Source organism: Streptomyces longhuiensis, assembly GCF_020616555.1.
GTDB classification, from domain to species: domain Bacteria; phylum Actinomycetota; class Actinomycetes; order Streptomycetales; family Streptomycetaceae; genus Streptomyces; species Streptomyces longhuiensis.
In genome coordinates this window covers 8,118,891-8,144,314 of the sequence record NZ_CP085173.1, presented here as the reverse complement: position 1 = coordinate 8,144,314, position 25,424 = coordinate 8,118,891, and the positions used below count along the sequence as shown (strand labels likewise).

The following is a 25,424-nucleotide window of genomic DNA, read 5'->3' as shown; positions in this document are numbered from 1 at the left end:
CTGGTGCGCGGTCCGGTCATGCCTGTGTGCTGTGTGCTGCCGGTCAGCTCTCCTGGAGCTGCCGCGCCGTCTCGAAGTGCAGGGCGAGCAGCACGACTTCGGTGTCCCGGGCGGCATGGCCCAGGGGTGTGCCGTACGCGTCGATCAGCTCGCGGGCGGCGGCCAGCGAACCCGGCGTGATCTCCTCGGCCACGCCGGGGTCCAGCGCGTCGAGGTGTTCGCCGGCGCGTACCCGGCGGACGAAGCCGAGGGCGTGGACGGCGAGCGCGAGACGGCGGTCCTCGTCGAGGAGGATCCGCTCCGCCGCGGCGCGTTCCTCGATCAGCGGGAGCAGTCGGGCCAGGGCGTGGCGGTCCTCGTCGCGCACGGGTTCGGCGGTGTCCGCCACGGCGCCGGTGAGCGCCTCGATCAGGGGGTCGTCAGTCATGCGGTGGCCTTTCGTGTCGGCATCGGGCGCCCGGCGCGGACGGTCGCGACGGGCGCGAGCCGGGTTCCTGCCGGGCGGGTGGCTCCCTGGGAGTCGGTGAGCCGGTCGGGCGCTCCGCGGTCCTCGAGCAGACTCAGGTCACCCGCGGCGCCGGGCCGCAGCGATCCCAACTCGCCCGCCATGCCCAGCACTTCGGCCGGGTGCGTGGTGGCGCACCGGATGACCTCCGGCAGCGACATCCCCAGGGCGAGCAGTTTGGACAGGGTGTGGGAGAGGTCCCGCACCGGCCCGTTCATGTTGCGTGCGTGCAAGTCGGTGCTGATGGTGTACGGACGGATGCCGGCCGCCAGAGCCCGTTCCGCGGTGTCGAACGCGAAGCTGGAACTGCCGTGTCCCACGTCGAACCGGACGCCGCGCTCCAGTGCCGCCCGTACCTGCGGCAGCGGTTCGGTTCCGCCGCCGAACAGCCCGCCGGGCTTGCCGTGGAAGGCGTGGGTGACGACGTCGCCCGGCCCGAGCAGGTCCAGGACGTCACCGAAGGCGGGCGGCGCGTTGCCGACGTGGACCATGACCGGCAGCGCGTGCGCGGCGGCGAGTTCCGTGGCCGCGCGCAGCGGCGCCAGACCGCTGTCGCCGAGGACCGACCGGCTCATGCGGACCTTGATGCCCCGTACCACCGCCGGGTTGTCGGCGAGGATCCCGTCAGCGGCTTTGACATCGATGTCTGCGGCGCCGCCGACGAGTTCTTTCGTGCCGTGCACGAGGCCGTGCCGGGAGATGTTGAGCCAGCTCAGCACGCGGGTGGCGGCCGGGGCGACGATCGAGGAGGCGAAGTGCGGCCAGTGGTCGCTGCCGCAGCTGCCCGCGTCGACGACCGTCGTCACTCCCTGCCGTACCCCGGCCCGATCGGCCGGGACTCCGAGGGCGGTGGCGCCGTCGTAGATGTGCGTGTGCAGGTCGATCAGACCGGGGGTGACCAGCAGGCCCGCCGCGTCGTACACCTCGGCGCCGGCCTGGTCGAGCGTCCCGGCCGGGCCGACCGCCGCGATCCGGCCGCCGGTGAGCGCGACATCGCCGGGCTCGACGGTGCCCCGCTCGGGGTCGACCACCTGCCCGCCAAGAATCACAAGATCGAATCGGTTTGCGTCGGATGCCTGCACAGCCATGGACGGCGACCTTCCAAGGAGCATGAGATAGGGCGCGGGAGGACAACCTACGGAGCACCGAGGCGTTCCGTAGGGTAGATTCGCGTTCCGTAGAACGGATTGACTGCACGCTAGCCGGATGCCTTCGGAGGGTCAATGGATCGCGAAGAGTCGCTGAAATCGACGGGCGCCCCGACGAACGCCTCGTCAGCTACGCGTAAACCCGCACCGCCGGAGCTCCCGCGCGAGGGCGGGCACGGCACCGCCCCGGGACAGTCGGAGGCCTCGGGCCCGGTCAACTCCGTCGCCAAGGCGCTGCGCGTCCTGCACGCACTCGCCCATCCCGACGCCCCCCACAAGCTGGGCGAGATCGCCGAGCGCTCCGGCGTCCCCAAGGCCAGCACCCACCGCATCCTCGCGACCCTGATCGAGGAGGGCTACGCCGTCCCGGACGGCGAGGGGCGCTACGGCATCGGCACCCAACTGCGCGCGCTGGCCGCCCAAGTGCTCTCGGACGACACCGTCGGCATCGACGCGGTCCTGCGGGCACTCCAGCAACGCCTGGGCCAGGCGGTCCACTTGGCGGTCCTCAGCGGCGACCACGCCACCTACACGCACAAGGTCGACCCCGGCCTCGCCTACCGCATCGCCACCGAGGTGGGCACCCGCCTCCCCCTGCACGCCTCGGCCGCGGGCAAGGTACTGCTGGCCCACCTGCCCGAGACGGAGACGAAGGCGCTGCTCGACCGGGCCGGCCTCCCGGCCCGCACCTCTCACACCGTCACCGACCGCACCACACTGCTCAGCCAGCTGGAAACGGTCCGGCACACCGGTTTCGCCACGGATTACGAGGAAGCCGACGCCGCGATCTGCTCCCTCGCCGCTCCCGTACTCGACACCGACGGCTACCCCGTCGGCGCGGTCTCCGTGTCCTCCCTGGCCGCCCTCGTCACCGAGGGCCAGCTCACCGAGTTCGCCCCGGCGGTCCGACAGGCGGCGCAGGAGGTCTCCCGCAGACTGTGACGCGCACCCGGGACAGACAGGACCCGCGTGCCACGCGTGGGTACGCGGTTGTCGCCCGCCCCCTGTGCGGGCGACAACCGCAGGCCTGCGCAACCGCGTTCAGTCGGTGTACACCTCCGCACGGTCCACGCTCACGAACGAGGCGGTGGACTGCGCGTTGTGCTGACCGGTGACCCGTACGCGCAGCGTGTGGTGTCCGGACGGGAGCCTCGGGCTCAGGTACTGGACCGTCTCCCCCGTACGGATGGCACCGTAGAAGTCCACGCGTTGTTCCGGCCCACCGTCGACACTCAGGTCCGCGTAGCCGTTCCCCACGTCACGTACGGACAGCAGGGCGATGCGGGTGCCGTCGAAGGTGAAGGTGGCCGAGGCGTCGGCGCGGTCGCTCCAGTGGTCGTCGCTCCAGAAACACTGGGTCGCGCAACCGGTGCCCGAGTTCCAGGTGCCGCTGTAGGTGACGGTCCCCGGACCGTCGGAACGCCCGTCGTCGTTGATCCAGTAGTTGCCGGCCCCGGGGTCCCCCGACGGCAGGTCCTGTGTGGCGCCGATGGCGAGCGGCCGTCCCAAGTCCGGGCTGCCGTCCGCCTTCCAGCCGAACTTCTGGGCGCGCGTGGTGCGGTTGCCGTAGGTGGACGTGCTCGTCGTCTTGGCGTGGTAGACGATCCAGTCCTCGCTGCCGTCGGGCGACTTGAACAACGCGTGGTGCCCCGGCCCGAAGACCCCGTGGTCGTCGGCGCGGGAGAAGACCGCGCCCTGATGCTGCGTCCAGTTGCCAGGCACCAGCGGATCGGCCGTGTCCGGGAGCGACATCATCCAGATCTGGTAGTCCGGCTTGCCGGTGTCGCACGTCGAGTACGTCATCCACGTACGGCCGTTGCGGTTCAGGAACTCCGGCCCCTCACGGACCTCCGGGCAGCCTCCCGCGGCGTCGATGGCCACCGCGTCGCCCGAGAGCGTGTAGGGGTTGGCCAGCGGTGCGATGTTGAGGCCGTTGTGCTGGTACTGGTTGATGCCGCTGTAGGCGAGGTAGAGACGCCCGTTGTGCTGCAGGACGCCCGCGTCGATGGCGAAGTCGTTCGCGTGGTTGGGCGGCGCGAGCCTGGCCTTGAAGTGGTAGGGGCCCGCCGGATCGTCCCGGTCCGACTCCAGGACGTAGAGGCGGTGATGGTCGTCCACGCCGTCGTCCGCGGTGTAGTACATGTACCAGCGGTCACCGAACCGGTAGAACTCCGGCGCCCAGATGTCACGGTTGCGCGAGCTGTCCGTGTCGGTCCACACCGTGACCGGATCGGCCGTCAGCAGGGTGCTCAGGGACGGGGATCGCCACATTCTGATGCTGTCGCCCTGCGTCGTCGTGAGGTAGTAGTCGCCATTCCAGTACGTCATGTACGGATCGGGGCCGCTGTTCAGCGGATTACGGAACCCGCCCGAAGCGGCGGCGGCCATCGTGCGCGGCGCACCGGGCGACGGGTCGGCCGACGCCGGGAGGACACCGCCGACGAGTGCCAGGAGCGCACCGAACGACACGACGCCCCGGCGGATGGCGCGGAGAGTGCTCGACAGGGACATGGGCAGCCCTTCGGAAGCGGCTCCCCGAAGGGAGACCGGCACGGGAGCGCGACGTCGTTACATCGATGTAAACCTGTGATGTCACCGTAGGGACGGCTGCGACACCTGTCAATTGCGCAGCAGTCCCACGGGACTTCGGGTCATCACCGTCGGTGACGCGGACCGGACGGGGGCCAGGCCCTTGGATCGAAAGGGCCTAGGTCAGCAGGAGGGAGCGCACGTCGGCGTAGCCGTCGCCCGTGTCGGTGGACCGGGTGTCGAAGACCCGGGTGACGGGGGCGCCGCAGGTATGGGGCGTCCACCCCGGGCTGCCGTCGCGGATGAACGCGACCGCCGCTCCGTGGACATCCGCGGCGAGGGCCTCGGGCGGCTCGGCACCGGCCACGGCGGTGACCCCTTCGCTGTCGAGGCAGTCGAACTGGAACGGCACGTCGAGGCAGTGCGTGGCCAGGCCGAGGACGGGCGAGCGCCAGGCGAAGCGGTACAGCCAGGTGGGGGCGGTGCCGCGGGCCCGGGCGACGCGGGCCACGGCCGTGCGGAAGACGTGGTCCGTGACGTACTGGCCGACGAGGTCGGCCGTGTCCAGGTCCGGGTGACCGGCGACGTAGGCGGTGGCGACGGCCTCGTCCACGCCGCACCCGGTGAGGATCCGGGCCGGCGCCGCCGTGGCCAGTCGGTCGCGCATGGGGTGCAGCGCCATCGTGAACTCGTGGTCGGTGGCCCCGAGTACGAGCTCCTTGTCGGCTCCCACACCCGCGGCGAGGGCGTCCAGGGTGGCCTGGGGGATCAAGTCACCGTCGATCATCGGAGCGAAGGGCAGGCTTCTGCTGATCAGGCTGGTGAGTCCGGCCAGGGCATCTTCCGGGTCCGGGATCGTGTCCGGGTCCGTATCCGTGCCCGTATCCGTATCCGTGCCCGTGCCCGTGCCCGTGCCCGTAGCCGTATCCGAATCGGTTTCTTCTGCCAGGGACGACACCCGCTTCTGCAGATCGAGGATCTGTTCCTCGCTCAGCCGGGACAGACCCGTTCGCGTCGGTCGTACGCCGCCCAGCTCCGCCAGCTTGCGGCCGACACGTTCCGCCCCGGCCGTCGACACCTGCGAAACCGGGCCGGACAGGCAGTGCACGCGCTGGAACAGGTGTTGCGCGCGGGGCATTCCCAGCAGGGTCAGTACGGCCGCGCCGCCCGCCGACTGACCGGCGATCGTGACCCGGTCGGGGTCCCCGCCGAAGCGCCGGATGTTGTCCCGCACCCATTCGAGGGCCAGCAACCAGTCACGGACGGCGCGGTTGTGCGGTGCGTCGGAGATCCATCCGAAGCCGTCGAAGCCGAGCCGGTAGCCGATCGAGACGACAACCACCCCGTCGCGGTTGAAGGCGGCGCCGTCGTACCAAGGGCTCGCGTGGGATCCGGCGACGAAGCCACCCCCGTGGATCCAGACCATCACCGGCAGGCCTGCGTCCGGAGAGGGCTCCGGGGTGAACACGTTGAGATTGAGCGTCCCGTCGCCCGGGATGCTCGGCTCAGGGATGAACGTGACCTCTGCCAGGGGGCGGCGCTGTGCGGTCGGTCCGTAGGCGGTGGCGTCCAGGACGCCGGACCAGGGCTCGGGAGGAACGGGCGCGGCGAACCGGAGTTCGCCGACCGGGGGTTGGGCGTAGGGGATGCCGAGGAATCGGACACCGCTCTCACGGCGCTCACCGCGCACGGGGCCGTGGGCGGTACGGACGACGGGCTGCTCCGCGGGGTGGTTGGTCACTGGTCGCTCCTGGTGTCTTGTACGGCGTCGAGGTGGGGATCGGGGATCTGCCCCGGCTCACGGGCGCGGGGCATGCTGCTCGACGTAGTGCTTCAGCTTCCGCAGGTTCTTCCCGCTGTCGATGGTGGCGCCGTAGGTGCGGTCCGCGGTGACGGGCGCGACGGCGACATGGCCGCTGAGCAGCGCCGTGGAGTCGGCCCGCCGCACGGTTTCCGTGCAGGCGTCGCCGGGCCTGTCCGCACAGACGCCGGGGACGATGTCGAAGGTGTCGCCGCTGCCTCGGTGGGCCGCGTAGTCGTGCCAGACGACCTTGCCGTGGCCGATGCCGGTCCACCGGGGCGCCTTGGCCCGCCGGCCCTTGCTGACGTCCGGGTAGTCGACCTTGACCGCGAACTTGCCGGTGAACAGGGAGTGTTCGCGCATTCCGGCGAGAAGGCGGGCGCCGAACTCGGCGTTGGCCCGGTAGTTGGCGACCGGGAAGTACGTGTTGGTGCCGTCGCCGGACGACGAGGAGAAGGCGATCGCGGGAACGCCGTCGTCGATGGCGGCGACAGCGGCGCCGACGGTGCCGGAGTCGTTGACCTGCGCGCTGACGTTCGGCCCGGAGTTGATGCCGGTCACGACCACGTCGGGGCCGTCGGCCCAGCCGACCTTGGCGGCGAGGCCCGAGCGGAGGGCGAACTTGACGGTGTCGGCCGGCGTCGCGCTCGGTGTGCCGGCGTCACAGGCGTCGTCGGACAGGCACACCCCGTAGACGGGCGATCCGGACGGTGCGCCTGCGCAGTCGTTCTCGTATCCGGCGGGCAGCTGTGTGCGCCGGGCCAGCGTGAGCGCGCCGCCGTTGGTGACGGCGGTGCCCTTGCCGGACTGCACCTGCCACGGCGCCATGACGACGACGTCGGCGCCGGCCGTGCACAGCGCCTTGCGCATCTCGTAGAGGCCCAGCCCGTCGGCGTGGGAGGCCTTGGCGGCCTGCATGGAGTCGTCGTTGGACAGCAGGACGCGCAGTCCGGCCAGCGGTTCGGCCGGGGCTTTCGCGTGAGCCGCGGCCTCCGTGGCCTGCGGCAGGGCGTAGGCCGCCGCGGTGAGGCTCGCCAGTACGGCGGTGGTGGCGGTGGCGAGCACGATGCGGGAGCGAGAGGTGATGGGCATGGTGGGCGTGTCCCTTTGTTCACGTGGATCACGTGGATCACGTTGATCACGGTGTTCACGTCGGAGGCGGTGGCCGGCGCGGTCGCCGGCCACTCGGTGTGTGCGGGTCCCGGACAGTTCCGGGAGTCAGAGAGGCAGTCCGTGCCCGTGCGGGAAGACGGGGTCGAGGGTGTCGTTGGGTACGTCCGGACGCGAGGCCGCGACGGCCGCCATGGAGCGGGGCAGCTCGAACGGGAGGCGCCCCTCGCCGGCGGCCCGGCCGAAGGCGACGTCCAGGAGTGCGGTGTCGCTCGCGCCGTAGTCGGCGATCAGCGCGGACGCCCTCTCGGCGATCTCCGGGATGACTGCCGGCCGCTCCAGGTTGATGCAGACGAGGGTCGGCACGGACTCCAAGAGGCCCAAGATGTCGCTCAGTTCCTCCTCGGGGAAGTCGAGTCGCCCGGAGTGGAAGAACGCTTCGAACCTGCCCTCTCGCGGCTCGTACGGCGTGCGCAGCCGCAGGATCGCCAGTTCGGCGGCGGCAGGGTCGGCGACCACTTCTCCGTAGGCGGCCGCCGCGTCCGACGAGACTCCTCGGACGTACAGCTTCGGCCGGGTCCCGGTGACCGGGAGTGTCCGCTCGCGGTTGGTCAGTACGGTCAGGGAGCGGCGCTGCGCGGCCTCGCCGGCCGCGCGGAACTCACTGTTGCCGACTGTCTCCTCGGCCGTCCCGGGATCGACGAAGGGACTGTCGAACAGTCCCAGGCGGAACTTGTCGCGCAGCAGGCGTCGCACCGAGGCGTCCATACGGGACTCCGGGACGCGGCCCGAGCGGACCAGTTCCACGATCACCTCCGGGCAGGCCTCGCCGCCGAACTGGTCGGCTCCGGCGTCGAGCGCCTTCGCCGCCCGCTCGGCGACGCCGAGGTGTTCCACTCCCCAGGCGCGCGCCTGGTGCAGTTCGCCGAGGATCGGGGCGTCGGTCAGCAGCCCCCAGTCGGTGCACACGATGCCGGTGAAGCCCAGCTGCTCGCGCAACAGCCCGGTGACGACACCGCGGTTGAAGCCGAAGCCCACCTCTTCCCAGTCCGTGCCGATCGGCTGGCCGTAGTACGGCATGATCTGCGCGCACCCCGCGGCGATGGCGGCGCGGAACGGCAGGAGGTGGTGGTCCCGCATCCCGCCGGGATAGACCTGCTCCTTGCCGTGCGCGAAGTGCGGGTCCTCACCGTCCTTCTGAGGGCCGCCGCCCGGGAAGTGCTTGACCATGGCGCTGACGGACCGGCCGCCCAGCTCCTCCCCCTGCAGCCCGTGGACGTACGCACGCACCAGCTCGGCGGTCAGGGCGGCGTCCGAGCCGAACGTGCCCGTCTGGCGGGACCAGCGCGGCTCGGTGGCCAGGTCGATCTGCGGGTGGAGTGCCACGCGCAGGCCGACGGCCAGGTACTCGCGTCGGACGGTGTCGGCGAACTGGTGCACCAGTTCGGGATCGCGGATCGCGGCCAGACCCAGCGGCTCGGGCCACGCGGAGAACGGCCCTGCGGTGAAGGACGCACCCGGGTTGTCGGTGAAGGCGTGCCGGGGGTCGGTGGAGAGCGTGATCGGTATGCCGAGGCGGGTGCCGGCGGCGAGCTCCTGAAGGGCGTTGTGCCATTCGGCCATCTGCCGGGCGCCCGCGGCGCCCAGGACGTTGAAGTGGCTGATGAGACGTGTCCGGATCAGTCCGGTGGTGTCCGTGGGCACCATCGCCTCGTCGCCGTTCTCGACCGGGCGTCCGTCCGGATGGAGGGGGAGCACGGTGTGGAAGACCTGGCCGGCCTTCTCCTCGAGGGTCATGCGGGCCAGGAGGTCCTCGACGCGCTCGTCGACGGGGCGGGACGGGTCCTGGTAGGGGTGGCCTTCGTTACGGGGCGCGGGTGCGGTGGTGGTCATGGGTGTCTCCAGGGCGAAGGGGACGGGATCCGGGGGGGTGCGGCGCACGGTGCGGATCGGGGCACGGCCGGTGCCCCGAGAACGGTGGTCACGGCGCGTTCGCGAATGGGGCGGCGTGGTGGGCCGGGCGGCTCAGCGAACGCCGCGGACGCGGAGTACACCCAGCGCACCCACGAGGGAGACGGCCGCGGCGACCGGGAACAGGGCCTCATAGCCGCCTGCGGCGACGATCCAGCCGGCGAGGGTGGGGGCGAGGATCTGCGGTCCGGCGTTGGCGATGTTGATGACGCCCATGTCCTTGCCCACGTCGGCCGCACGCGGCAGGACCTTGGTGATCAGTGCCATGTCGACGGCCATGTAGGCGCCGAACGCCAGTCCGCCGACGATGTTGTACGTGAGCATGCCGCCCTGAGTGGGCCACAGCATCGGGAGCGACAGGGCCAGCGCGGCGACGATGCCGGAGGCGAACACGAACGGCTTCACCCTGCCGACCTTGTCGGCGAGGGGGCCGAGGAGGAGGGTGGCGGCGACCGTGCACAGCGCGTTGACGACCATCAGGAAGCCGACGGTCGGCAGCAGGTCCTGGGGCGGGACCTTGATGTAGTCGGCGAGCAGGTACAGGTTGTAGGTGAGGACGATGAAGTAGCCCAGCATGACCCCGAGTCGGGAGACGAAGGCCCAGCCGAAGTCCGGGTGCCGGCGGGGGCTGACCCAGAAGCCGCCGAGGAACTCCCTGAGTGAGAACGGCTCGCGCGGCAGGGCACGGGCGTCGCGGTCCGGGGACAGGACGACGAACACGAGCGCCGCGACGACGATGACGGCGGCTGTCAGGTAGTAGCCGTTCTCACCCGCGAACCGGCCGCCGAATCCGCCGATGACACCGTCCAGACCGAACTTCGTGCCGGGCACCCCGCCGATGATCAGCGCCGCGGCGATCGTGCCGAGGGGCACACCCAGACCGACCAGCGCGGAGAAGGTTCCGTACCGGGCGACCGGGACGCGGTCGGGCATCGCGGCGGTGAGGCCTGCCTGGTAGCCGTTCATGATGAACTGCACGACGCCCCAGCTCAGGCCGAGCGTCGCGATGCTCGTCGCGTGTGCCTGGGCGACCAGGGCCAGTGCGCCGAGCAGCGCGCACAGGAGGATCCACGGCGCCCGGCGGCCGAACCGGGACCGCGTGCGATCGGACAGTTGCCCGAACACCGGGTTGCCGATCGTCGCGAGGACCGCCCCCGTGGTGCTGGCCGTGGACAAGGCGGATGTGTCGTTCGTGCCGGTGATCTGGGCGACCTGGATGGGCAGCAGGAAGCCGCCCACGCCGAGCCACAGCAGGTAGAGCGCGATGTTGGCGGCGGGCAGCGTGACGTAGAGCCGTGCGTGGCGCCGGGGAGGCGCGGTTGCGGCGGCCTCGGTGTCGGCGCCGACGACAGCGGCCGCAGCCGCGTTTTCAGGAAGTGAATGGGTCATGGTGGGGCCCCTTGAAGAGCGATGCCGATGAATGCGGACGCGGTGGGGGCGCGCGTTGAGGAGGACAGTAGGTGACACGTGTAATCAGCGGAAGAGGTCTGACGGCACGAGTTGTGTTCGTCATCAGCTGCGGGACCACTCACGTGTTGAAAAGTTGAAGCCATTGATCGGCGTCGAAGCGACAGCTCCGCAAGCCGCGACGCGGTCGCCGCATGCGGCGAAACGCCGCTGTCACGTCACCTTGCCGACCGCCCTGGCTAGGCGGTCTCCCGGATCACCAGACCGGTTCGGAGGTAGGAGCGGGTCTCCGCAGGCGTGTCGGGGGTGCCGATCAGACGGTCCAGCATCGCCGCGATCTCCCGTGCGGGCGTGAAGTCCATACGGACGGTCGTCAGCTTCGGGCGGAGCAGTCTGCCGATCAGCAGATCGTCCGCACCCACCACGGCGACGTCCTCCGGGACGCGCAGGCCGGCGTCCTGCAGGGCGCGCACGGCGACGGACGCGTACTCGTCGTTGTAGGCGAACAACCCGTCGACCTTCGTCTCGACCACCAGCTCGGCCCACTGGGCCGCAGCTCCCTCGTCGAGAGAGAGTTCCTGCCGTACGACGGTGACGGAAGGCTGCGCTCGCGCGGCGGTCTCAGCACCGGAGAACCGGGGCTCGGCGAACCCGCGCAGCGACGCGTCGGCGGGCACGATCACACCGATGTTCCCGCGTCCGACCGCCACCAGGTGCTCCACGGCCGTCGCGCCGACCTGCACCTGGTCCGCCACCAGCGCGTGCGCGCCGGGCACAGGCGCCGGCCCGGCGCTGACCACGACCCCGATCCCGGCCCGGTGCAGCACATCGACAGCGTGCTCGTCCAGGCTGTCGTCCATCAGCGACAGCACCGCGTCGGGCCGGAGCTCGGCCCATCGCCGGGCGGCCTCCGCACCCCGATGCCCCGTCGGGCCGTAGAGGACGGCCGTGTAACCGAGTTCCGACAGGGCCAGCTGCAGCTCCGCGAAGAACTGCGCGAACAACGGCCCAGCGGTCACCGCCGGGGCGGTGAGCAGGACGACCCCGCTCCGCCCCGCGCGCAGTGCCCGCGCCACGGCGTGCGGCACATAACCCAGCTGTCGGGCCGCTTCCCGCACCCGCTCCCGGGTCGCCTCACTGACGCGTCCGCCCCGGGTGTTGTTCAGGACATACGACACGGTGGCCCGCGACACTCCCGCGGCGCGCGCCACGTCCTCGCTGGTGGGCGGGGTGCCGACTGAACCGTGCGAGGACATGGAGACCATGATCACGCATCATCCCAGATGAGGCCGGTGCCGGTGAGGGAGCGCGGGCACGAAGCCAGGAGCGGGCACGCGCCCCGTTCCCCTCTCCCTGCGGCAGGGTCGACCCAGGACGACGGTGAGCCACCCGGCCCGCCCTTTCCCACCTCCGAGGTGCCCCGCCGGCGCGACGGCATCACGCACGCTGCGAAGTCGGGACAGACCTCTGCCCGGCGGAGGGCCAGGTCGATCACGCCGTTCTTCCGGTTCGTCCTCCGTGCTCTTCCCGGCCGTCCTCTTCCTCGACCTTGCCGGCTTCGCCGTCCCCTTCGCCGACCCTGCTCGCTTCGCCGTCCCCTCCGTCGGCCTCGCTCGCTTCGACGCCCTCTCCTCGGACCTTGCGCACTTCGCTGACCCGGTACATTTCGCCGGCTCTGACCGGGAGCATCCGCTCGTGGCCGCCCTCGGAGACCTTGGCCACCATCTCGGCGAGATACCCGCAGGCCCGCGAGATCTCCTGCTGGGACTGGTTGCGTTCGCTGACGGCGGCCGCGACCAGCAGGGCGGTCAGCGCGGAGGAACCGTTGAAGGCCTGCAGGGTGATCATGTTGGTCAGCAGATCGTGACCGGCGAACGGGCCGGACCCCCGGGTGGCGGCGATGATCGTGAAGGTGGACACGGCCAGGGCGCAGGGCGCGGCCCCGGCCAGCTGGAAGCGGAAGGCCGCCCAGATCAGCAGCGGGAAGCCCAGGAACATGAGGGGCGCACCGCCGTACACGAGGAGTCCGACGCCGACCGTGGCCGCGAGGAGCAGGAACCCCTCCACCCAGCGGGACGGCGGAACCCCCTTCGGCAGGCGGGCCGAGCGGAGAACAAGCAGGACGGGCGTCACCACCAGGACACCCATCGCGTCGCCGGTCCACCAGACCGACCACGTCGGCCAGAACTCGCCGGCGCTCAACACTCCGGCGAGGGCCAGGGTCCCGCTGCCGATCGTCGCGCTGACCAGCATCCCGGTGAACGCACCGAGAAAGATCAACGCGAGCACATCCCGCAAACGGGCCAGTTCGATGCGGAATCCCGTACGCCGGAGCAGTACGTACGAGCAGACGGGCGCGAGGGTGTTGCCCGCCACGATGGCGAGCACGGCAAGCGGCGACGGGCCGAGGGTGACGTTGGCCAGGAGCGCGCCGAGCGCGATCCCTGGCCAGACCCGCGGGCCGCGCAGGAGCAGGCTCGCCAGGGCGATCCCGGTCGGCGGCCAGAGGGGGGTGACCTGGCCGCGCACCAGCTGCTGGAGCAGTCCCAGCTTGGCCGAGCCGTAGTAGACCGCGGCCACGACACAGATCTCCAGGGCGGCTGCGGCGCCGCGCCGGAGCCGTTCCTGCCGGGCGACAGTCATGGGGCGGCCTCCGCTTCGACATCGCTCCGTGATCCATCATCCGCCGCTTCCGCGGGATCCTCCACGGCACCGTCGATCCGGGTCTCCGGTGCGGGCTCGAGGTCAGGCCGGCGGGGTGCGCAGGGCGAGGACGGCCATGTCGTCGTGACCGTCGCTGGGGTGGTGATCGGCCAGTGCCTGAACGAAGTCCGGCAGGGGCAGGGCGGCGTATGCGGTGGCGAGACCGGTGAGCTCGCGGAGGCTCTCGTCGATGGACCGGGCGGGATGCTCGACCAGCCCGTCCGTGAAGAAGACGACGGTGGCGTCCGGGGGCACGTAGCGGGAGTGGTCTGGGCGGGGTTGTTCGGGGTCGACCCCGAGCGGCAGCCCCGGCTCGGCGAAGAGGGATTCCGCCCGGCGCCCGGGGACGATCAGCAGGGGCGGGACGTGGCCCGCGCTGCTCCAGTGGAGGCGCCAGCCGGGTCCGTCCGGTTCGATCCGCGCGAGCGTCGTGGTGGTGATGGGGTTGCTTGTCATGGCCTGCAGGGTGTGGTCGAGCTGAGTGAGGACGGCACCGGGCGCACTGCCATGTTCGAACAGCAGAGCGCGCAGCATGTTGCGGGTCGAGGCCATGGCGGCCGCGGCCCGCAGATCGTGACCGACCACATCACCGATGACGACCGCCACCACATTGCCGGGCAACGGGATGGCGTCGTACCAGTCTCCGCCGAGCTGACTGGGCTCGGCAGCGGGCCGGTAGATGGCGGCCGCGGTGAAAGGCCGCAGGTCGGGAAGCGTCGGCAGCAGGAGCCGCTGGAACTGCTCGGCGCCGACCCGTACGCGCTCGAACAGGCGGACGTTCTCGATCGCGATCCCGGCGGCACCGGCCAGGGCGACGACGACGTTCTCGTCGTGAGTGTCGAACGGCTGTCCGTCGCGCCGCTCGGAGAGGTAGAGGTCGCCGTAGATCTCGCCGCGGACGCTGATCGCGACGCCGAGCAGGCTACGCATACAGGGGTGGCCTGGTGGGAACCCGGTGGACGCCGGATGGGACACGATGCTCTCCACGCGCAGCGGCTCCGGATGGCGGATCAGGTGCCCGAGGACCCCCCGACCACGGGGGAATCCGGTCTGGGCGAGATCAGCGCGTTCCTGTTCGGACAGGCCGGCGGCGATGAACCGCTCCAAATGGTCTCCGGTCTCGTCGAGTACGCCCAGTGCCCCGTAGCGGGCGCCCACCAGTTCCATGGCGGTGGTGACGATGCGGTTCAGCACCGCGGGCAGCTCCACCTCCCGGCTGATGGACACCACGGCGTCCAGCAGGCCCTGAACTCGGTCCATGGCGTCCAGCAGGGACCGCAATTGCTCGTCGATCCGGCCCAGCTCGGCACGCAGACGTTCGTGCAGGTCGGGGGTGTGCGGCCGCCTCGGGTGGATGCCGTGCTCGATGCCCGCCATCACAGGCACCCAGGGACCGCACGGCCGATCTCGGTCGCCTTCCGCCCACGGCAGTCGCTCCGCACCGTCGCCGGGTCCGCCCACACGATCGAGGAGTGCATTTCGGCCTCCAGGCAGGGCCCTCGGTGGTCGAGGTCATGGCGTCGCACGACAGAAAGAGCAATACGGTCATTATTTCAAATGTCCGAGGACGGCGTCGCCGCTGCGGAGCCGTACGGCTGACAGCTTCGGCCGAGCAGGTCCGCACCGGTGTCGGCGGTCCGCCGGGAGCGTGACCACAGAGGTTCCGCAGGGCACATGCGGGCGGTGGGCCACCAGGGCGAGGGCGGTTCGGTCGTCGGTGAAGTCCGCGGGGGGACTTCCGTCGTTCGGGGTGGTGCCGGTGATCACCTCATGGGTCTCGATGGTGAGTGGCCGTCGAACTCGCGGGCACGCCGGGACACGCGGTGGGCCAGGGAACCGGCGACCACGAGGCCCTGTACACCGCGATCGAGAGCCACGACACGGCCCGGGCCACCGAACTCGGAGGCAGAGGGAAGAAGTTCAGCCCACTCCGAGCACTCGCACTCAGCGGGACAGTCAGCGAGAGACGGTGAATCTGCCGGACTCCGCGTCGACCGCACTTTCCTCGCGCCCCCGCAGCGTGAAGTCCGCGTCCACCGCCTCGCCCGCCCGCAGCGACTTGCGGAGGGCCAGCGGGTGCCGCCCGGGTGCCGACGCCACGATGCCGAGGTGCCCTTCGGGTAGCCCCGTGACGGCGTAGCGTCCCTGTTCGTCCGTGACGGTGCTGACCAATTGCCGCCCCCTGCTGTCCAGAACGACCACCACCGCGCCGCGCACGGGTTCTTGGTCGACGTCGCGGACCAGGCCGGCCAGCGCGGGCACGGGTTCGCCGAAGTGGTGCCGGTGCACCGGGAGCGCGGTGGGTACGGGCGTCTCGAGAGCGGGGTCGTCCGCGGGCGGCTCGGCGACCGCTTCCTCGAGCGCCGCACGCCTGTGGCGCCCATGGTCCAGTGCGACGAGCGCGACGCCCCCGGCGATCCAGCCGCACAGCACGAGGACCGGCTTGAGCACGCCCGCGCCGCCGAAGTACAAGATGCCTCGCAGCGCGTCGATGGCGTTCGCCAAGGGCATGACGGCGTGCACGTCCTGATAGAACTCCGGCAGCAGCGGGGCGGGCACCGCGCCTCCGCTCGTGGGGATGGACATGACGATGAAGAGCGTCATGCCGATCGCGGGCAGGAACCGGCCGGTGAAGGGCGCGAGTCCGGAGGCGGTCGTCGCCACCGCCGTGGTGAGGAGGAAGGCGACGGCCATCACGGACGGTTCGGGGTTCAGGTATCCGAGGCCGGCCCCCACCACGTAGCCCACGATGCTGAACACCGCGGCGACGACCGCCAGCGCCAGCAGCTTGCGGCGACGGTTGAGGGTGACCGCGCGCAGCAACGTCGTAGCCAGGATGTAGGCCGGGATGTTCCATGCGATGCCGAAGTAGAGCACGGCCGAGCCCATCGGGTCCTCGGCCGTGGTCGGAACGACGTCGCGAACAGCGAGCGTGTCAGCCGTCCCGGCGACCTTGCCGAAGGACGTGATCAACGTCTGTTCCAGCGACGCCCCGTCGGCCTTCGCGACGTAGAGCACCGGGTGTCCCCCGTCGACGGCGTAGCCCGCGAACGCGTCCCGGTGAAGCACGGCCTGTCGCGCCCGCTCTCGATCCGCCACGGCCGTGACGTCGAATCCGCCGGCGGTCTGCGCGCGCAGCTTCGCGTCGACCCGGTCCGCCTCGGCGCCTCCGGCCACGACCACCTTGACGTGGTGCGGCGCGGGCGCGTGCAGGGCGGGCGCGAAGAAGAAGATCACCCCGAGAAAGAGGACCGTGGGAAACCAAGCCGCCTCGGCCAGGGCCTTCGCCGCCGCCCCGCGAGGTCGTGTGCCGCTCTCCACCGTGTCGCGCTCCGTTCCCGCATCCATAGATGTACCGATCGGCACACAAATAACGATTGGACGATACATGTACCGTGCGGTACGTTCAAAATGTGTCCCGTCCGATGAACACCGAGAAGCGCGCCGAACTCCTCGGCCAGGTGGTGGGGTACCTGCAGGGCCACGGCCTCGCGAACATGTCGCTGAGCCCGCTCGCCGAGGAGATCGGCACGACGAAGCGCATGCTGCTCTACTACTTCGGCAGCCGCGGGAATCTGTTGGCCAGGGCCCTGGCGGCAAGCCGCCCCGATGCCCACGCGATGTTCGACACGGTCGAGGACGCCGCGGACCTGCGCCGGTCGGCCCGTGCACTGTGGAAGGCGATCACCGTGGGCGAGCAGGCCGGGCCCATCCGGATGCTGCTCCAGCTCCTGAGTCTGGCCGCGACCGACCCGGACGAGTACGGAGACCTGGCCCGCGAGACCGTCGAAGTCATGATCGGCCCGATTGCGGACGCCGTGGGCCGCCTGGGCCACCCGAGAGAGGTGGCCCGCGAACGGGCGACTCTCCTCGTCTCGGGCCTACGAGGCCTGTGCCAGGACCGCCTGGTGACCGGGGACGCGGCGCGCACCGACGCGGCGGCCTTCCATCTCATCGAGACGGTGGTCGAGCCGGGGCGGTGAACCCGGTGCGCCGCCCACAACAGGGCTGGTCCGCTCTACGCCTCCGGGAGTTGCGGGAGAGCGAGGCGCCGTTCCGCCCGCGTGAGCGCGTCTGAGCTACCCTCACCGCGTGATCGGCAACCGGATACGCGAGCTGCGCCAGTCCCGCAAGATGACCGTACGGGACCTGGCCTCGCACGCCGGGGTGTCGACCGGTCTGGTCAGTCAGGTCGAACGCGGCCTGACCGATCCCAGCCTGGAGACGCTGCGCAGGCTCTCCGCCGCCCTCGGACTCCCCCTTTTCGACCTGTTCCGGCAGGACGACCCTGAGGACGTCGCCCTGGTGCGGCGCGACCGCCGGATCGTGGTGCGTTCACCGCAGGGCGGGATCGAGTACACACGCGTGTCGGCCGGCTCCGCACGCCTCGAAGTTCTCGAGGGCGTACTGGAACCGGGAGGCGCGTCCTCGGAGCAGCGCTACAGCCACCCCTCGGAGGAGTGCGTGGTGGTGCTGAGCGGCAGTCTGGTCGTCGAGGCCGGCGGCGGCCGCCACGAGCTGAGGCCCGGGGACAGCTGCACCTTCGACTCCCGTGTCCCGCACCGTTACGTCAACGAGGGCGGCGAGCCCGCACGGTTCCTGGTGAGCGTGACACCGCCGAGTCGGTGACCTTCAGCCGGCAGACGGCCGGCTCCGGGACGACGGCCTGCCGCCCACCCATTGACGGGCACATGACTCGACTGCTTCGATCACCAGCACTGAACAGTTTCACCGTGATTGAAATGCGAGGCGCCCCGTGTCCATCGTGCCCCTCGACGCCGCCGAGCGTTTCCGTGCCCGCTTCCCCTCCCTCAAGGACACCGTCCACCTGGCCAGTTGCAGTCAGGGCGCGGCATCCGAGCACGTACTGACGGCGCTGCAGGAGTTCCAGTGGTCCATGCGCAGCCAGGGCGCGCCCTGGGGCGCCTGGATGGCCCAAGTGGACGCCGCCCGCGCCGCGTTCGCCGACCGCATCGGCGCGCAGCCGGACGAGATAGCGGTGGTCGGCTGCGCTTCCGAGGGCGCCTATCAGGTGGCGTCCACGCTGGACTGGTCGCGCCGCCCCGGCCTGGTCACCACGGACATGGAGTTCCCGTCCATCGCCCACGTCTGGCTCGCGCAGGAGCGACGCGGGGCACGGGTGCGCCATGTTCCGGAGCAGGAAGGGACCGTATCCGCCGAGGACTACGTCGCCGCGGTCGACGACTCGACCGGCCTGGTCTCCGTACCGCTGGTCTCCTATCGCAACGGCGCCCGGCTGCCGGTCGCCGAGGCGGTTCGAGCGGCGCGTGCGGCCGGCGCACGCGTGTTCGTCGACGCGTACCAGGGACTGGGCGTACTCCCGGTGGACGTGAAGGAGTTGGACTGCGACTACCTGGTGTGCGGTGCGTTGAAGTATCTGCTCGGCGTCCCCGGCATCGCGTTCCTCTACGTACGCGAGGGTCTGCGTGACGACGTGGATCCTCAACTCACCGGCTGGTTCGGGCGAGTTGACCCCTTCGGCTTCGACCCGCGCTCCCTCGACTTCCCGGACACCGCGCGCCGCTTCGAGACCGGCACCCCGTCGATCCCCTCCGCGTACGCCGCCGCGGCCGGGTTGCGCACCCTGGCCGACGTCGACCCGAAGGACATCGAGTCGCACGTCGGCGCGCTCACCTCGTACGCCTACGCACGCCTGACCGGGATCGGCGAGACGATCGCCTCGCCCGCCGACCCGGAACTGCGCGGCCCGCAGGTGGCGATCGCCGACCCCGCCCCCGACGCGCTCGCCGCCGCGCTCGCCGAGCGCCGCATCGTCACCAGCCCGCGCGGAACCCTGCTCCGCGTCTCCTTCCACTACTACAACAACCCGTCCGACGTCGACGCGCTGATCGACGCGCTCGGTGAGATACGCGCCCAGTAGCACGTCCAGGAACACCGCACCCCACGGAGCGAGTGACATGCCCGACGATGCCGGAAGCGGCCCAACGGCCGACCTCTCCCCCACCACCGGTCCGCTTCAAGGCCGCGGTTCGGACGGCCAGGACCATGGCCTCAAACGGACCTTGACAGGGCGTCAGCTCAGCATGATGGGTCTGGGCGGCGCCATCGGCACAGGCCTGTTCCTCGGCTCGGGTCTCGCCATCTCCGCCGCGGGCCCCGCCTCCGTGCTCGCGTACGTGCTCTGCGCGTTGATCGCCCTGGTGATCGGCTGGGCGCTCGCCGAGATGACCGCGGTACACCCGGCGACCGGCTCGTTCGGCACCATCGGCCGTCACTATCTGGGCCCGCTGGCCGGCTTCGTGATCCGCTGGACGTACTGGACGATCCAGGTGATCGCCATCGGCGGCGAGGTCATCGCCGCCGGCATCTACGTCCGTTTCTGGTGGCCCGAACTGCCGCTGTGGACACCGGTGGTGGCGTTCTCGCTGCTGCTTCTGGCCGCGAACGCGCTGACCGTCGGGGTGTTCGGCCGCCTGGAGTACTGGTTCTCCACCATCAAGATCACGGCAATCGGGGTCTTCGTCCTGCTCGGTTGCGCCTACGTCTTCCTCGGCCTGCCCGGCCACGAGGCGGTCGGCGCCTCGAACCTCTCGGGTCCCGGCGGTCTCCTTCCCCACGGCATGAGCGGCCTGGGCACCGCATTCGTCTTCGTGATCTTCAGCTACATCGGCACCGAAATCATCGCGGTGACCGCCGCCGAGTCCGAGAATCCGGTGCGAGACATCCCGCGCGCCGCCCGGCGGATGGTCGTGCGCCTCGCGCTCTTCTACGTCCTGGCCATGGCGGTGGTGGTCACCGTGGTGCCGTGGTCGCGCACGGCGGCGGGCGGAGACGTCACGGCGAGCCCCTTCGTCCAGCTCTTCGACGTCGCCGGGATCCCGGCCGCCGCGGGCATCATGAACTTCGTGGTACTGACCGCGGCGCTCTCCAGCGCCAACGCCAACACCTACCTGGCCACCCGCATGATCCATTCCCTCGCGGTGGACCGGCACGCGCCACGGACGTTCGCACGGGTCGGCCGCGGCGGCGTCCCTCACCGGGCGCTCGCCGTCTCCGGGCTGGGCCTGGGCGCCGCCGCGATCCTCTCGGTCCACTCCGAGGACACGGCATACGTCCTGCTCTTCGGCATCTCGGTGTTCGGGGCGCTGGTCGTGTGGATCCTCATCCTCGCCACGCACCTGATGTTCCGCCGCCACCGCGCCCGGCACGGCCTCCCCGCCTCGCCGGCCCGGCTGCGCGGCGCTCCGCTCACGACCATCGCGGCAGCCCTCGCGCTGGCCGCGATCCTGGTCTCCACGGCGTTCATCGACGGCCTGGAGGACTCCTGGAAGGCCGGACTGCCGTTCTTCGCGCTGCTCATCGTCGTGTACCGCTTCGGCGCGCGGCGCTACGAGACGGCGGAGCCGCTGCCGGACAGCACACTGCCGCCCGAGAGTTCCGACGCCCGTCCGCCTGGCGCCCGTCTCACCGGCGCCCGCCTTGCGCACGCGCACGGCGAAGCGCCCCTCACCGATGAGCCGTCCGGTGCGGACGAGGGGCCGGGCTGACGCCGTGCAAGGCCCCGCATCCCGTGAGATGAAGCCAAGTCGCCCCCGGTCACACTGCCGGGGCCCGGCTCAGCCGAACGGACGGTCCCCGGCGATCGCCACGCGTTCGGCGACCCGGGGGTACGGCGCGTAGTCGTTGACGGCGTAGTGCTGGGTCGCGCGGTTGTCCCAGAAAGCGACGTCGCCCGCCTGCCAGCGGAACCGTACCTGGAACTCCGGGACGTGGGCCTGCTGGAAGAGCAGCCTGAGCAGGCGGTCGCTCTCCGGGCGCTCAAGGCCGATGATCCGGGTGGTGAAGGAGGTGTTGACGAACAGCATCCGGCGTCCGGTCTCCGGGTGGCGACGCACCACGGGGTGCTGGACAGGCGGGAACTGCTCCTGGAACGGGGCAAGCCGCTCCGGCGAGTAGAAGCGCGCGAAACCCGGCAGGAAGTCGTGGACGGCACTCGCGCCGTCGATCCGCTCGCGCACCTCGACCGGCAGGTTGTCGTACGCGGCCGCCATGTCCGCCCACATCGTGTCACCGCCCACCGGTGGCACCTCCCGCAGCTGCAACACGGCGCCCAGGGCGGGGCGTTCACGGAAGGTGACGTCCGTGTGCCAGACGTTCTCATACGTGGGAACGGCACCGGCGGACTTGTCGAAGCGGACCACGTCGTCGCCGTCACCGGGGGCGAGCAGCGGATTGGTCTCCAACTCACCCCAGTTGCGGGCGAATTGGCGTTGCGCGTCGGACGTCAGGTGCTGGCCGCGGAAGAAGAGCACCTTCCATTCGAGGAGTGCGCGGTTCAGTTCCTCCCGCACCGCGAAGGACACGGGCCGCGACAGGTCGAGGCCGCGGATCTCCGCTCCGATGACGCGGCCCTGCGGAACGAGTTCGAACCGCTCGTACGGCCTCTCCAGATCACCGTCCGGCAGTCGATTCAGGATGCGAGTGCCCTCGAAGAGGCCGTCGGCGGGGATGCGGTGGTCGCGCAGGGCAGATGTGGGGGCGACGTCATGGGTGAGCGACATGGCGAACTCAACTCCTTCGGAGATCAAGAAGCGGCCGGCGGCGGACGGCGCGACGCGACGTTTCCGGGAACCGGTACGGGAAGGCTCAGGCCCGGATATGGAGGCCTGCGGCGGATTCAGCGACAGGAAGACGCCGGGGGCGAACCCACCCGGCCGCGGCGGCGCAGAAAGCCGTACCCGCGGGGCGCGCACTCACCGCGGGGGCCGCTGTGCTGCGGCTCATCCTCACGGAAATTCAAGTGCGTCTGCATGTCGGCCACCCTAACGCAGAGACCTGCGGGCCGACACCACGCGTCCATGCCGCGGAGGACCGCGCGACACGAATGGGCCGCAAGGGGGAACTCGCTCCTTGCCGTGAGGGGGAGCACAGCGTGTGGGTCCTGGCCCCTCAGGGAGCCAGGACGATGTACGTCGGGAGGGCCTGCACCCGGTGGACGTCCTGACGGGTTCGGAGCTCGGGCAGCGAGCCGCGGTGGAGGACGGGCGAACCTCGGCACATGGGTGCCACCGACAATGCGGGGCGGGCGCAGAAGCCGTGGGCCACTCGTGCCGCGACCTGGTCGGTGTCGTCGGTGTCCGGTGAGTCGCGCGGGCAGTGGGCCGGGCCTACAGCCCCAGGTCGCGGGCGACGATCTCCTTCATGATCTCCGTGGTGCCGCCGTAGATGGTGGTGATACGCGAGTCGAGGTAGTCGTGTGCGATGCGGTACTCGAGCATGTAGCCGTAGGCACCGTGCAGTTGGAGGCAACGTCCGACGATGTCGACGTAGTGCTCCGTGGCCCAGAACTTCGCCGACGCGGCGTCCACGGCGCTCAGTTCACCGCGGGAGTGCCTGGCGAGCAGTTCGTCGATGTAGGTGCGGCCCACGCGGGCGGTGGTGACCATGTCGGCCAGCTGGAAACGGGTGTTCTGGAAGGAGCCGACGGTCCGCCCGAACGCCTTGCGCTCCTTGACGTACTCCACGGTCCGCTCCAGCACGCCCTCGATGGAAGCCACGGCGTTGGCAGCGATCGAGATCCGCTCCTGGGGAAGGTTGCGCATCAGCGCCTTGAAGCCGGAGCCCTCCTCTCCGAGCAGGTTGGCGGCCGGCACGCGGACGTCCTGGAAGAACAACTCACTGGTGTCCTGCGCGTGCAGGCCGATCTTCTCCAGGTTGCGGCCACGCGAGAAGCCGGGCCGGTCGGCCTCGACGACCAGCAGGCTGATCCCGCCGTGGCGGTCCGCGCCGGTCCGTACCGCGGTGACGACCAGGTCGGCGTTCTGGCCGTTGGAGATGAAGACCTTGCTGCCGTTGACCACATAGTCGTCGCCGTCGCGGACGGCGGTGGTGGCGATGCCGGCCAGGTCGCTCCCCGTTCCGGGCTCGGTCATCGCGACCGCGACGATGAGCGCACCGGCAGCGATGCCCGGCAGCCAGCGGGCCTTCTGCTCGTCATCGGTCAGGTCGGTGAAGTAGGGCACGACGATGTCGTTGGACAGCCCCACCCCGGCGAGGCCGTCCGACGCGGGGTGACGGGAGAACTCCTCGCCGATCACCGCGTTGAAGCGGAAGTCGGTGACCCCACCGCCGCCGTACTCCTCCGGAATGTTGAAGCCGAGGATTCCGGCCCGGGCGGCCTCCAGGAAGAGTTCACGGTCGACCTTGCCCTCGGCCCGCCACCGCTCGGCGTGCGGCGTGGCGTGCTTGTCGACGAACGCGCGAACCGTCTCGCGCAGGAGTTCGTGGTCATCGTCGTAGAGCGACCGTTCGGCGAAGATCGCACTCGTCATCAGGACTCCGATCTGGACTTGTCCGACCTCGTACATGCGGGGAGGGATGAGCAAGAGGGGTGCAAAAGGACTCAGAGGCATGCAGAGTGACATAGCAGGAATGCCCGCCACCGTTCGCGTACGGCCCATGTGTCGCCGCTCAGCGCACACGCAGCCGGCGCAGGAGAGTCAGCTGACCGTTGGTGCGGCGGACGAAACTCTCGACGGAGCTCTTCACGGAAGTACCCGCAGCGGTCTCCGCCGAGCGCTCCTCCGAGTTCTCCGGAGAGTTGTCCACGGCCTTCGCCGGTCCGAGTGGCAGAAGGCGCTGCGTGGCGATCGTCTGGCTCTCGGTGTACTTGCGGATTCCCTCGGCCCCGTGGCGCCTGCCGAGTCCGCTGTCGCCCATGCCGCCCATACCGGCCTCGATGCTGCCGGCCGCCGCGGCGGCACCGTCGTTGATGTTGACCGACCCGGCGCGGATCCGCACCGCCATCCGACCGGCCTCACGGGAGTCCTTCGACCAGATCGACGCCGACAGTCCGTAGGTGCCTCGGTTGGCCAGGCCCACAGCCTCACTGTCCGCTCCGTAGGAGTAGAGCGAGAGCACAGGACCGAACGTCTCCTCGTCGCACACGGCCATCCCGGGCGTGACGCCTTCGAGGACGGTCGGCTCGTAGAAGAGCGGGCCGATGTCGGGGCGGGCCCGGCCACCCGCGAGTACGGTCGCCCCCTCGGCCACCGCGCCGTCGACATGCGCCTCGACGGCCGCGAGTTGCGCGGCCGACGTCAGTGAACCGATGTCCACCGAGTAGTCGTAGGACCGCCCGAGCCGAAGCGCCCGCGTCGCCCGGAGGAGCTCGGCGCGGAAGGCGTCGTAGACCTTCTCGTGCACGTAGACGCGTTCGACATGGATACACATCTGCCCGGTGTTGGCGAAGGCCGCCACCACCGTGCCGGCCGCCGCGGCTGCCACGTCGGCGTCCTCACGCACGATCAGCGGATTCTTGCCGCCGAGTTCGAGAGAGACCCCGACCAGTCGCCGCGCGGCACGCTCCGCGACGGTGCGTCCTGTGGCGGTCGACCCGGTGAAACAGACGAAGTCGACGGCGTCGACCAGAGCGGTCCCCACCACGACCCCGGGACCGGCCACGATCCGCCACAGACCGCTCGGCAGCCCGGCCTCCGCCATCAGGGCACGAGTCCACAACATGGTCAGCGCGGTCTGGGAATCCGCCTTGGAGACCACGGCGTTGCCGGCCATCAAGGCCGGCAGCACATCGCCGACACCGAGGTAAAGGGGGTAGTTCCAGGGGGAGATGACGCCGACGACACCCTTCGGCACCCGCACCTCCTTGACCTTCGTCAGGCCGGGCACCATCCCCCGCACGTGGTGGGGGGCCAGGTAGTGCCGGGCACGCCGCGCGTAATGCCTGGCGATCGCCGCGACCTGGGCCACCTCCTGCCAGGCGTGATACCGCGCCTTGCCCGTCTCCCACTGGATCAGATCGATCACCTGGTCCTGCCGTTCCAACAGCAGGTCGTGGAAGGCGAGCACCACATCGCCACGGCGCCTCAGCGGCGCCCCCGCCCACTCCGGCTGGTCCGCCCGGGCACCGGCCACCGCCGCCGCGACGTCCTCCGGGGCGCACGCGGGGACGGCCGCGATCGGGGACAGGTCGAACGGCGCGACCGCGGTCACGGACTCGGCACTGCCGGGCCCACGACGCGACGCGTCCCGGCGCACCCCCGCGCACCACTGCGCGATCAACTCCTCCGTCACCCATGCGGGTCGAAAGCCTTTCGCCACAGGGCTGAGAGGCACGGGGCTGTCAGACGCGGGACTGTCAGGCACAGGGCCGTCAGGCGTCGCTGAGTTGTCAGGGACTGGACTGTCCGGCGCGGGGGTCTGGTCCTGCTCCGTGGTCATGCGGGCTCCTCGGTCGTACGGGACTGGT

19 protein-coding genes are annotated in these 25,424 nt (G+C 70.7%); 5 read left to right on the top strand and 14 right to left on the bottom strand.

What is annotated here, in order from left to right; genetic code table 11:
- Positions 1-43: 43 nt before the first annotated feature.
- Both LGI35_RS37150 and LGI35_RS37145 read right to left on the bottom strand, forming a co-directional pair.
- Positions 44-427, bottom strand: a complete 384-nt coding sequence (locus LGI35_RS37150) for a hypothetical protein (RefSeq protein WP_227298684.1) — start codon at positions 425-427, stop codon at positions 44-46.
- A complete protein-coding gene (locus tag LGI35_RS37145) occupies positions 424-1,593 on the bottom strand; it encodes an amidohydrolase/deacetylase family metallohydrolase (protein WP_227298682.1) in 1,170 nt (389 codons plus the stop codon). Before LGI35_RS37145 ends, LGI35_RS37150 begins: the two co-directional genes overlap by 4 nt.
- Before the next feature lie 135 nt (positions 1,594-1,728).
- Between LGI35_RS37145 and LGI35_RS37140 the strand changes: the two genes are divergently transcribed.
- Positions 1,729-2,595, top strand: a complete 867-nt coding sequence (locus tag LGI35_RS37140) for an IclR family transcriptional regulator (protein ID WP_227298680.1) — start codon at positions 1,729-1,731, stop codon at positions 2,593-2,595.
- 99 nt (positions 2,596-2,694) lie between these two features.
- On the opposite strand, the gene LGI35_RS37135 is transcribed toward LGI35_RS37140, so the two are convergent.
- From LGI35_RS37135 to LGI35_RS37095, 9 genes are all read right to left on the bottom strand, one after another.
- Complete coding sequence (locus tag LGI35_RS37135; RefSeq protein ID WP_227298679.1) at positions 2,695-4,164, bottom strand: family 43 glycosylhydrolase; 1,470 nt, start codon at positions 4,162-4,164, stop codon at positions 2,695-2,697.
- 196 nt (positions 4,165-4,360) lie between these two features.
- Positions 4,361-5,923, bottom strand: coding sequence for a carboxylesterase/lipase family protein (locus LGI35_RS37130; protein ID WP_227298678.1), 1,563 nt, complete (start codon positions 5,921-5,923; stop codon positions 4,361-4,363).
- A gap of 57 nt (positions 5,924-5,980) precedes the next feature.
- Positions 5,981-7,075, bottom strand: coding sequence for a 5'/3'-nucleotidase SurE (gene surE / locus LGI35_RS37125; protein WP_227298676.1), 1,095 nt, complete (start codon positions 7,073-7,075; stop codon positions 5,981-5,983).
- Positions 7,076-7,201: 126 nt separating this feature from the next.
- Positions 7,202-8,986, bottom strand: a complete 1,785-nt coding sequence (locus tag LGI35_RS37120; protein WP_227298673.1) for a glycoside hydrolase family 3 protein — start codon at positions 8,984-8,986, stop codon at positions 7,202-7,204.
- Between the two features lie 132 nt (positions 8,987-9,118).
- Positions 9,119-10,453: an MFS transporter gene (locus LGI35_RS37115; RefSeq protein ID WP_227298671.1), complete on the bottom strand. Its 1,335-nt coding sequence runs from the start codon at positions 10,451-10,453 to the stop codon at positions 9,119-9,121.
- A gap of 257 nt (positions 10,454-10,710) precedes the next feature.
- Positions 10,711-11,727 (bottom strand): LacI family DNA-binding transcriptional regulator, encoded by a 1,017-nt coding sequence (locus LGI35_RS37110; RefSeq protein ID WP_227298669.1) that lies wholly within the window; start codon positions 11,725-11,727, stop codon positions 10,711-10,713.
- A gap of 235 nt (positions 11,728-11,962) precedes the next feature.
- Positions 11,963-13,114 carry an MASE1 domain-containing protein gene (locus LGI35_RS37105; protein ID WP_227298666.1) on the bottom strand — a complete coding sequence of 384 codons (1,152 nt, stop codon included), beginning with the start codon at positions 13,112-13,114 and terminating at the stop codon, positions 11,963-11,965.
- Positions 13,115-13,216: 102 nt separating this feature from the next.
- Positions 13,217-14,551 (bottom strand): PP2C family protein-serine/threonine phosphatase, encoded by a 1,335-nt coding sequence (locus LGI35_RS37100; RefSeq protein WP_227298663.1) that lies wholly within the window; start codon positions 14,549-14,551, stop codon positions 13,217-13,219.
- 579 nt (positions 14,552-15,130) lie between these two features.
- A complete protein-coding gene (locus LGI35_RS37095; protein WP_227298661.1) occupies positions 15,131-16,522 on the bottom strand; it encodes a carboxypeptidase regulatory-like domain-containing protein in 1,392 nt (463 codons plus the stop codon).
- Positions 16,523-16,599: 77 nt separating this feature from the next.
- On the opposite strand from LGI35_RS37095, the gene LGI35_RS37090 reads away from it, so the two are divergent.
- The 4 genes from LGI35_RS37090 (at position 16,600) to LGI35_RS37075 (ending at position 20,703) form a co-directional block, all read left to right on the top strand.
- Positions 16,600-17,157: a TetR/AcrR family transcriptional regulator gene (locus LGI35_RS37090; protein ID WP_227298658.1), complete on the top strand. Its 558-nt coding sequence runs from the start codon at positions 16,600-16,602 to the stop codon at positions 17,155-17,157.
- A gap of 109 nt (positions 17,158-17,266) precedes the next feature.
- Positions 17,267-17,803 (top strand): helix-turn-helix domain-containing protein, encoded by a 537-nt coding sequence (locus tag LGI35_RS37085; RefSeq protein ID WP_227298657.1) that lies wholly within the window; start codon positions 17,267-17,269, stop codon positions 17,801-17,803.
- Between the two features lie 127 nt (positions 17,804-17,930).
- Entirely contained in the window at positions 17,931-19,076 is a 1,146-nt protein-coding gene (locus LGI35_RS37080; protein ID WP_227298655.1) for an aminotransferase class V-fold PLP-dependent enzyme, read from the top strand.
- 37 nt (positions 19,077-19,113) lie between these two features.
- Positions 19,114-20,703 (top strand): amino acid permease, encoded by a 1,590-nt coding sequence (locus tag LGI35_RS37075; RefSeq protein WP_227298653.1) that lies wholly within the window; start codon positions 19,114-19,116, stop codon positions 20,701-20,703.
- 69 nt (positions 20,704-20,772) lie between these two features.
- Here the strand turns inward: LGI35_RS37075 and LGI35_RS37070 are convergent, their stop codons facing one another.
- From LGI35_RS37070 to LGI35_RS37060, 3 genes are all read right to left on the bottom strand, one after another.
- On the bottom strand, positions 20,773-21,717 hold the full coding sequence (locus LGI35_RS37070; RefSeq protein ID WP_227298651.1) for a TauD/TfdA dioxygenase family protein: 945 nt from the start codon (positions 21,715-21,717) through the stop codon (positions 20,773-20,775).
- Between the two features lie 606 nt (positions 21,718-22,323).
- On the bottom strand, positions 22,324-23,487 hold the full coding sequence (locus LGI35_RS37065) for an acyl-CoA dehydrogenase family protein (RefSeq protein ID WP_227298649.1): 1,164 nt from the start codon (positions 23,485-23,487) through the stop codon (positions 22,324-22,326).
- A gap of 139 nt (positions 23,488-23,626) precedes the next feature.
- Positions 23,627-25,396: a succinic semialdehyde dehydrogenase gene (locus LGI35_RS37060; RefSeq protein WP_227298648.1), complete on the bottom strand. Its 1,770-nt coding sequence runs from the start codon at positions 25,394-25,396 to the stop codon at positions 23,627-23,629.
- Between the last annotated feature and the right edge of the window lie 28 nt (positions 25,397-25,424).

What these genes read in the sequence shown, in the direction of transcription:
- LGI35_RS37105 (WP_227298666.1), bottom strand. Translation starts at nt 13,114, where the DNA reads ATGACTGTCGCCCGGCAGGAACGGCTCCGGCGCGGCGCCGCAGCCGCC.
- LGI35_RS37090 (WP_227298658.1), top strand. Translation starts at nt 16,600, where the DNA reads ATGAACACCGAGAAGCGCGCCGAACTCCTCGGCCAGGTGGTGGGGTAC.
- LGI35_RS37115 (WP_227298671.1), bottom strand. Translation starts at nt 10,453, where the DNA reads ATGACCCATTCACTTCCTGAAAACGCGGCTGCGGCCGCTGTCGTCGGC.
- LGI35_RS37065 (WP_227298649.1), bottom strand. Translation starts at nt 23,487, where the DNA reads ATGACGAGTGCGATCTTCGCCGAACGGTCGCTCTACGACGATGACCAC.
- LGI35_RS37140 (WP_227298680.1), top strand. Translation starts at nt 1,729, where the DNA reads ATGGATCGCGAAGAGTCGCTGAAATCGACGGGCGCCCCGACGAACGCC.
- LGI35_RS37060 (WP_227298648.1), bottom strand. Translation starts at nt 25,396, where the DNA reads ATGACCACGGAGCAGGACCAGACCCCCGCGCCGGACAGTCCAGTCCCT.
- LGI35_RS37110 (WP_227298669.1), bottom strand. Translation starts at nt 11,727, where the DNA reads ATGTCCTCGCACGGTTCAGTCGGCACCCCGCCCACCAGCGAGGACGTG.
- LGI35_RS37145 (WP_227298682.1), bottom strand. Translation starts at nt 1,593, where the DNA reads ATGGCTGTGCAGGCATCCGACGCAAACCGATTCGATCTTGTGATTCTT.
- LGI35_RS37120 (WP_227298673.1), bottom strand. Translation starts at nt 8,986, where the DNA reads ATGACCACCACCGCACCCGCGCCCCGTAACGAAGGCCACCCCTACCAG.
- surE (WP_227298676.1), bottom strand. Translation starts at nt 7,075, where the DNA reads ATGCCCATCACCTCTCGCTCCCGCATCGTGCTCGCCACCGCCACCACC.
- LGI35_RS37100 (WP_227298663.1), bottom strand. Translation starts at nt 14,551, where the DNA reads ATGGCGGGCATCGAGCACGGCATCCACCCGAGGCGGCCGCACACCCCC.
- LGI35_RS37075 (WP_227298653.1), top strand. Translation starts at nt 19,114, where the DNA reads ATGCCCGACGATGCCGGAAGCGGCCCAACGGCCGACCTCTCCCCCACC.
- LGI35_RS37150 (WP_227298684.1), bottom strand. Translation starts at nt 427, where the DNA reads ATGACTGACGACCCCCTGATCGAGGCGCTCACCGGCGCCGTGGCGGAC.
- LGI35_RS37070 (WP_227298651.1), bottom strand. Translation starts at nt 21,717, where the DNA reads ATGTCGCTCACCCATGACGTCGCCCCCACATCTGCCCTGCGCGACCAC.
- LGI35_RS37135 (WP_227298679.1), bottom strand. Translation starts at nt 4,164, where the DNA reads ATGTCCCTGTCGAGCACTCTCCGCGCCATCCGCCGGGGCGTCGTGTCG.
- LGI35_RS37095 (WP_227298661.1), bottom strand. Translation starts at nt 16,522, where the DNA reads ATGGATGCGGGAACGGAGCGCGACACGGTGGAGAGCGGCACACGACCT.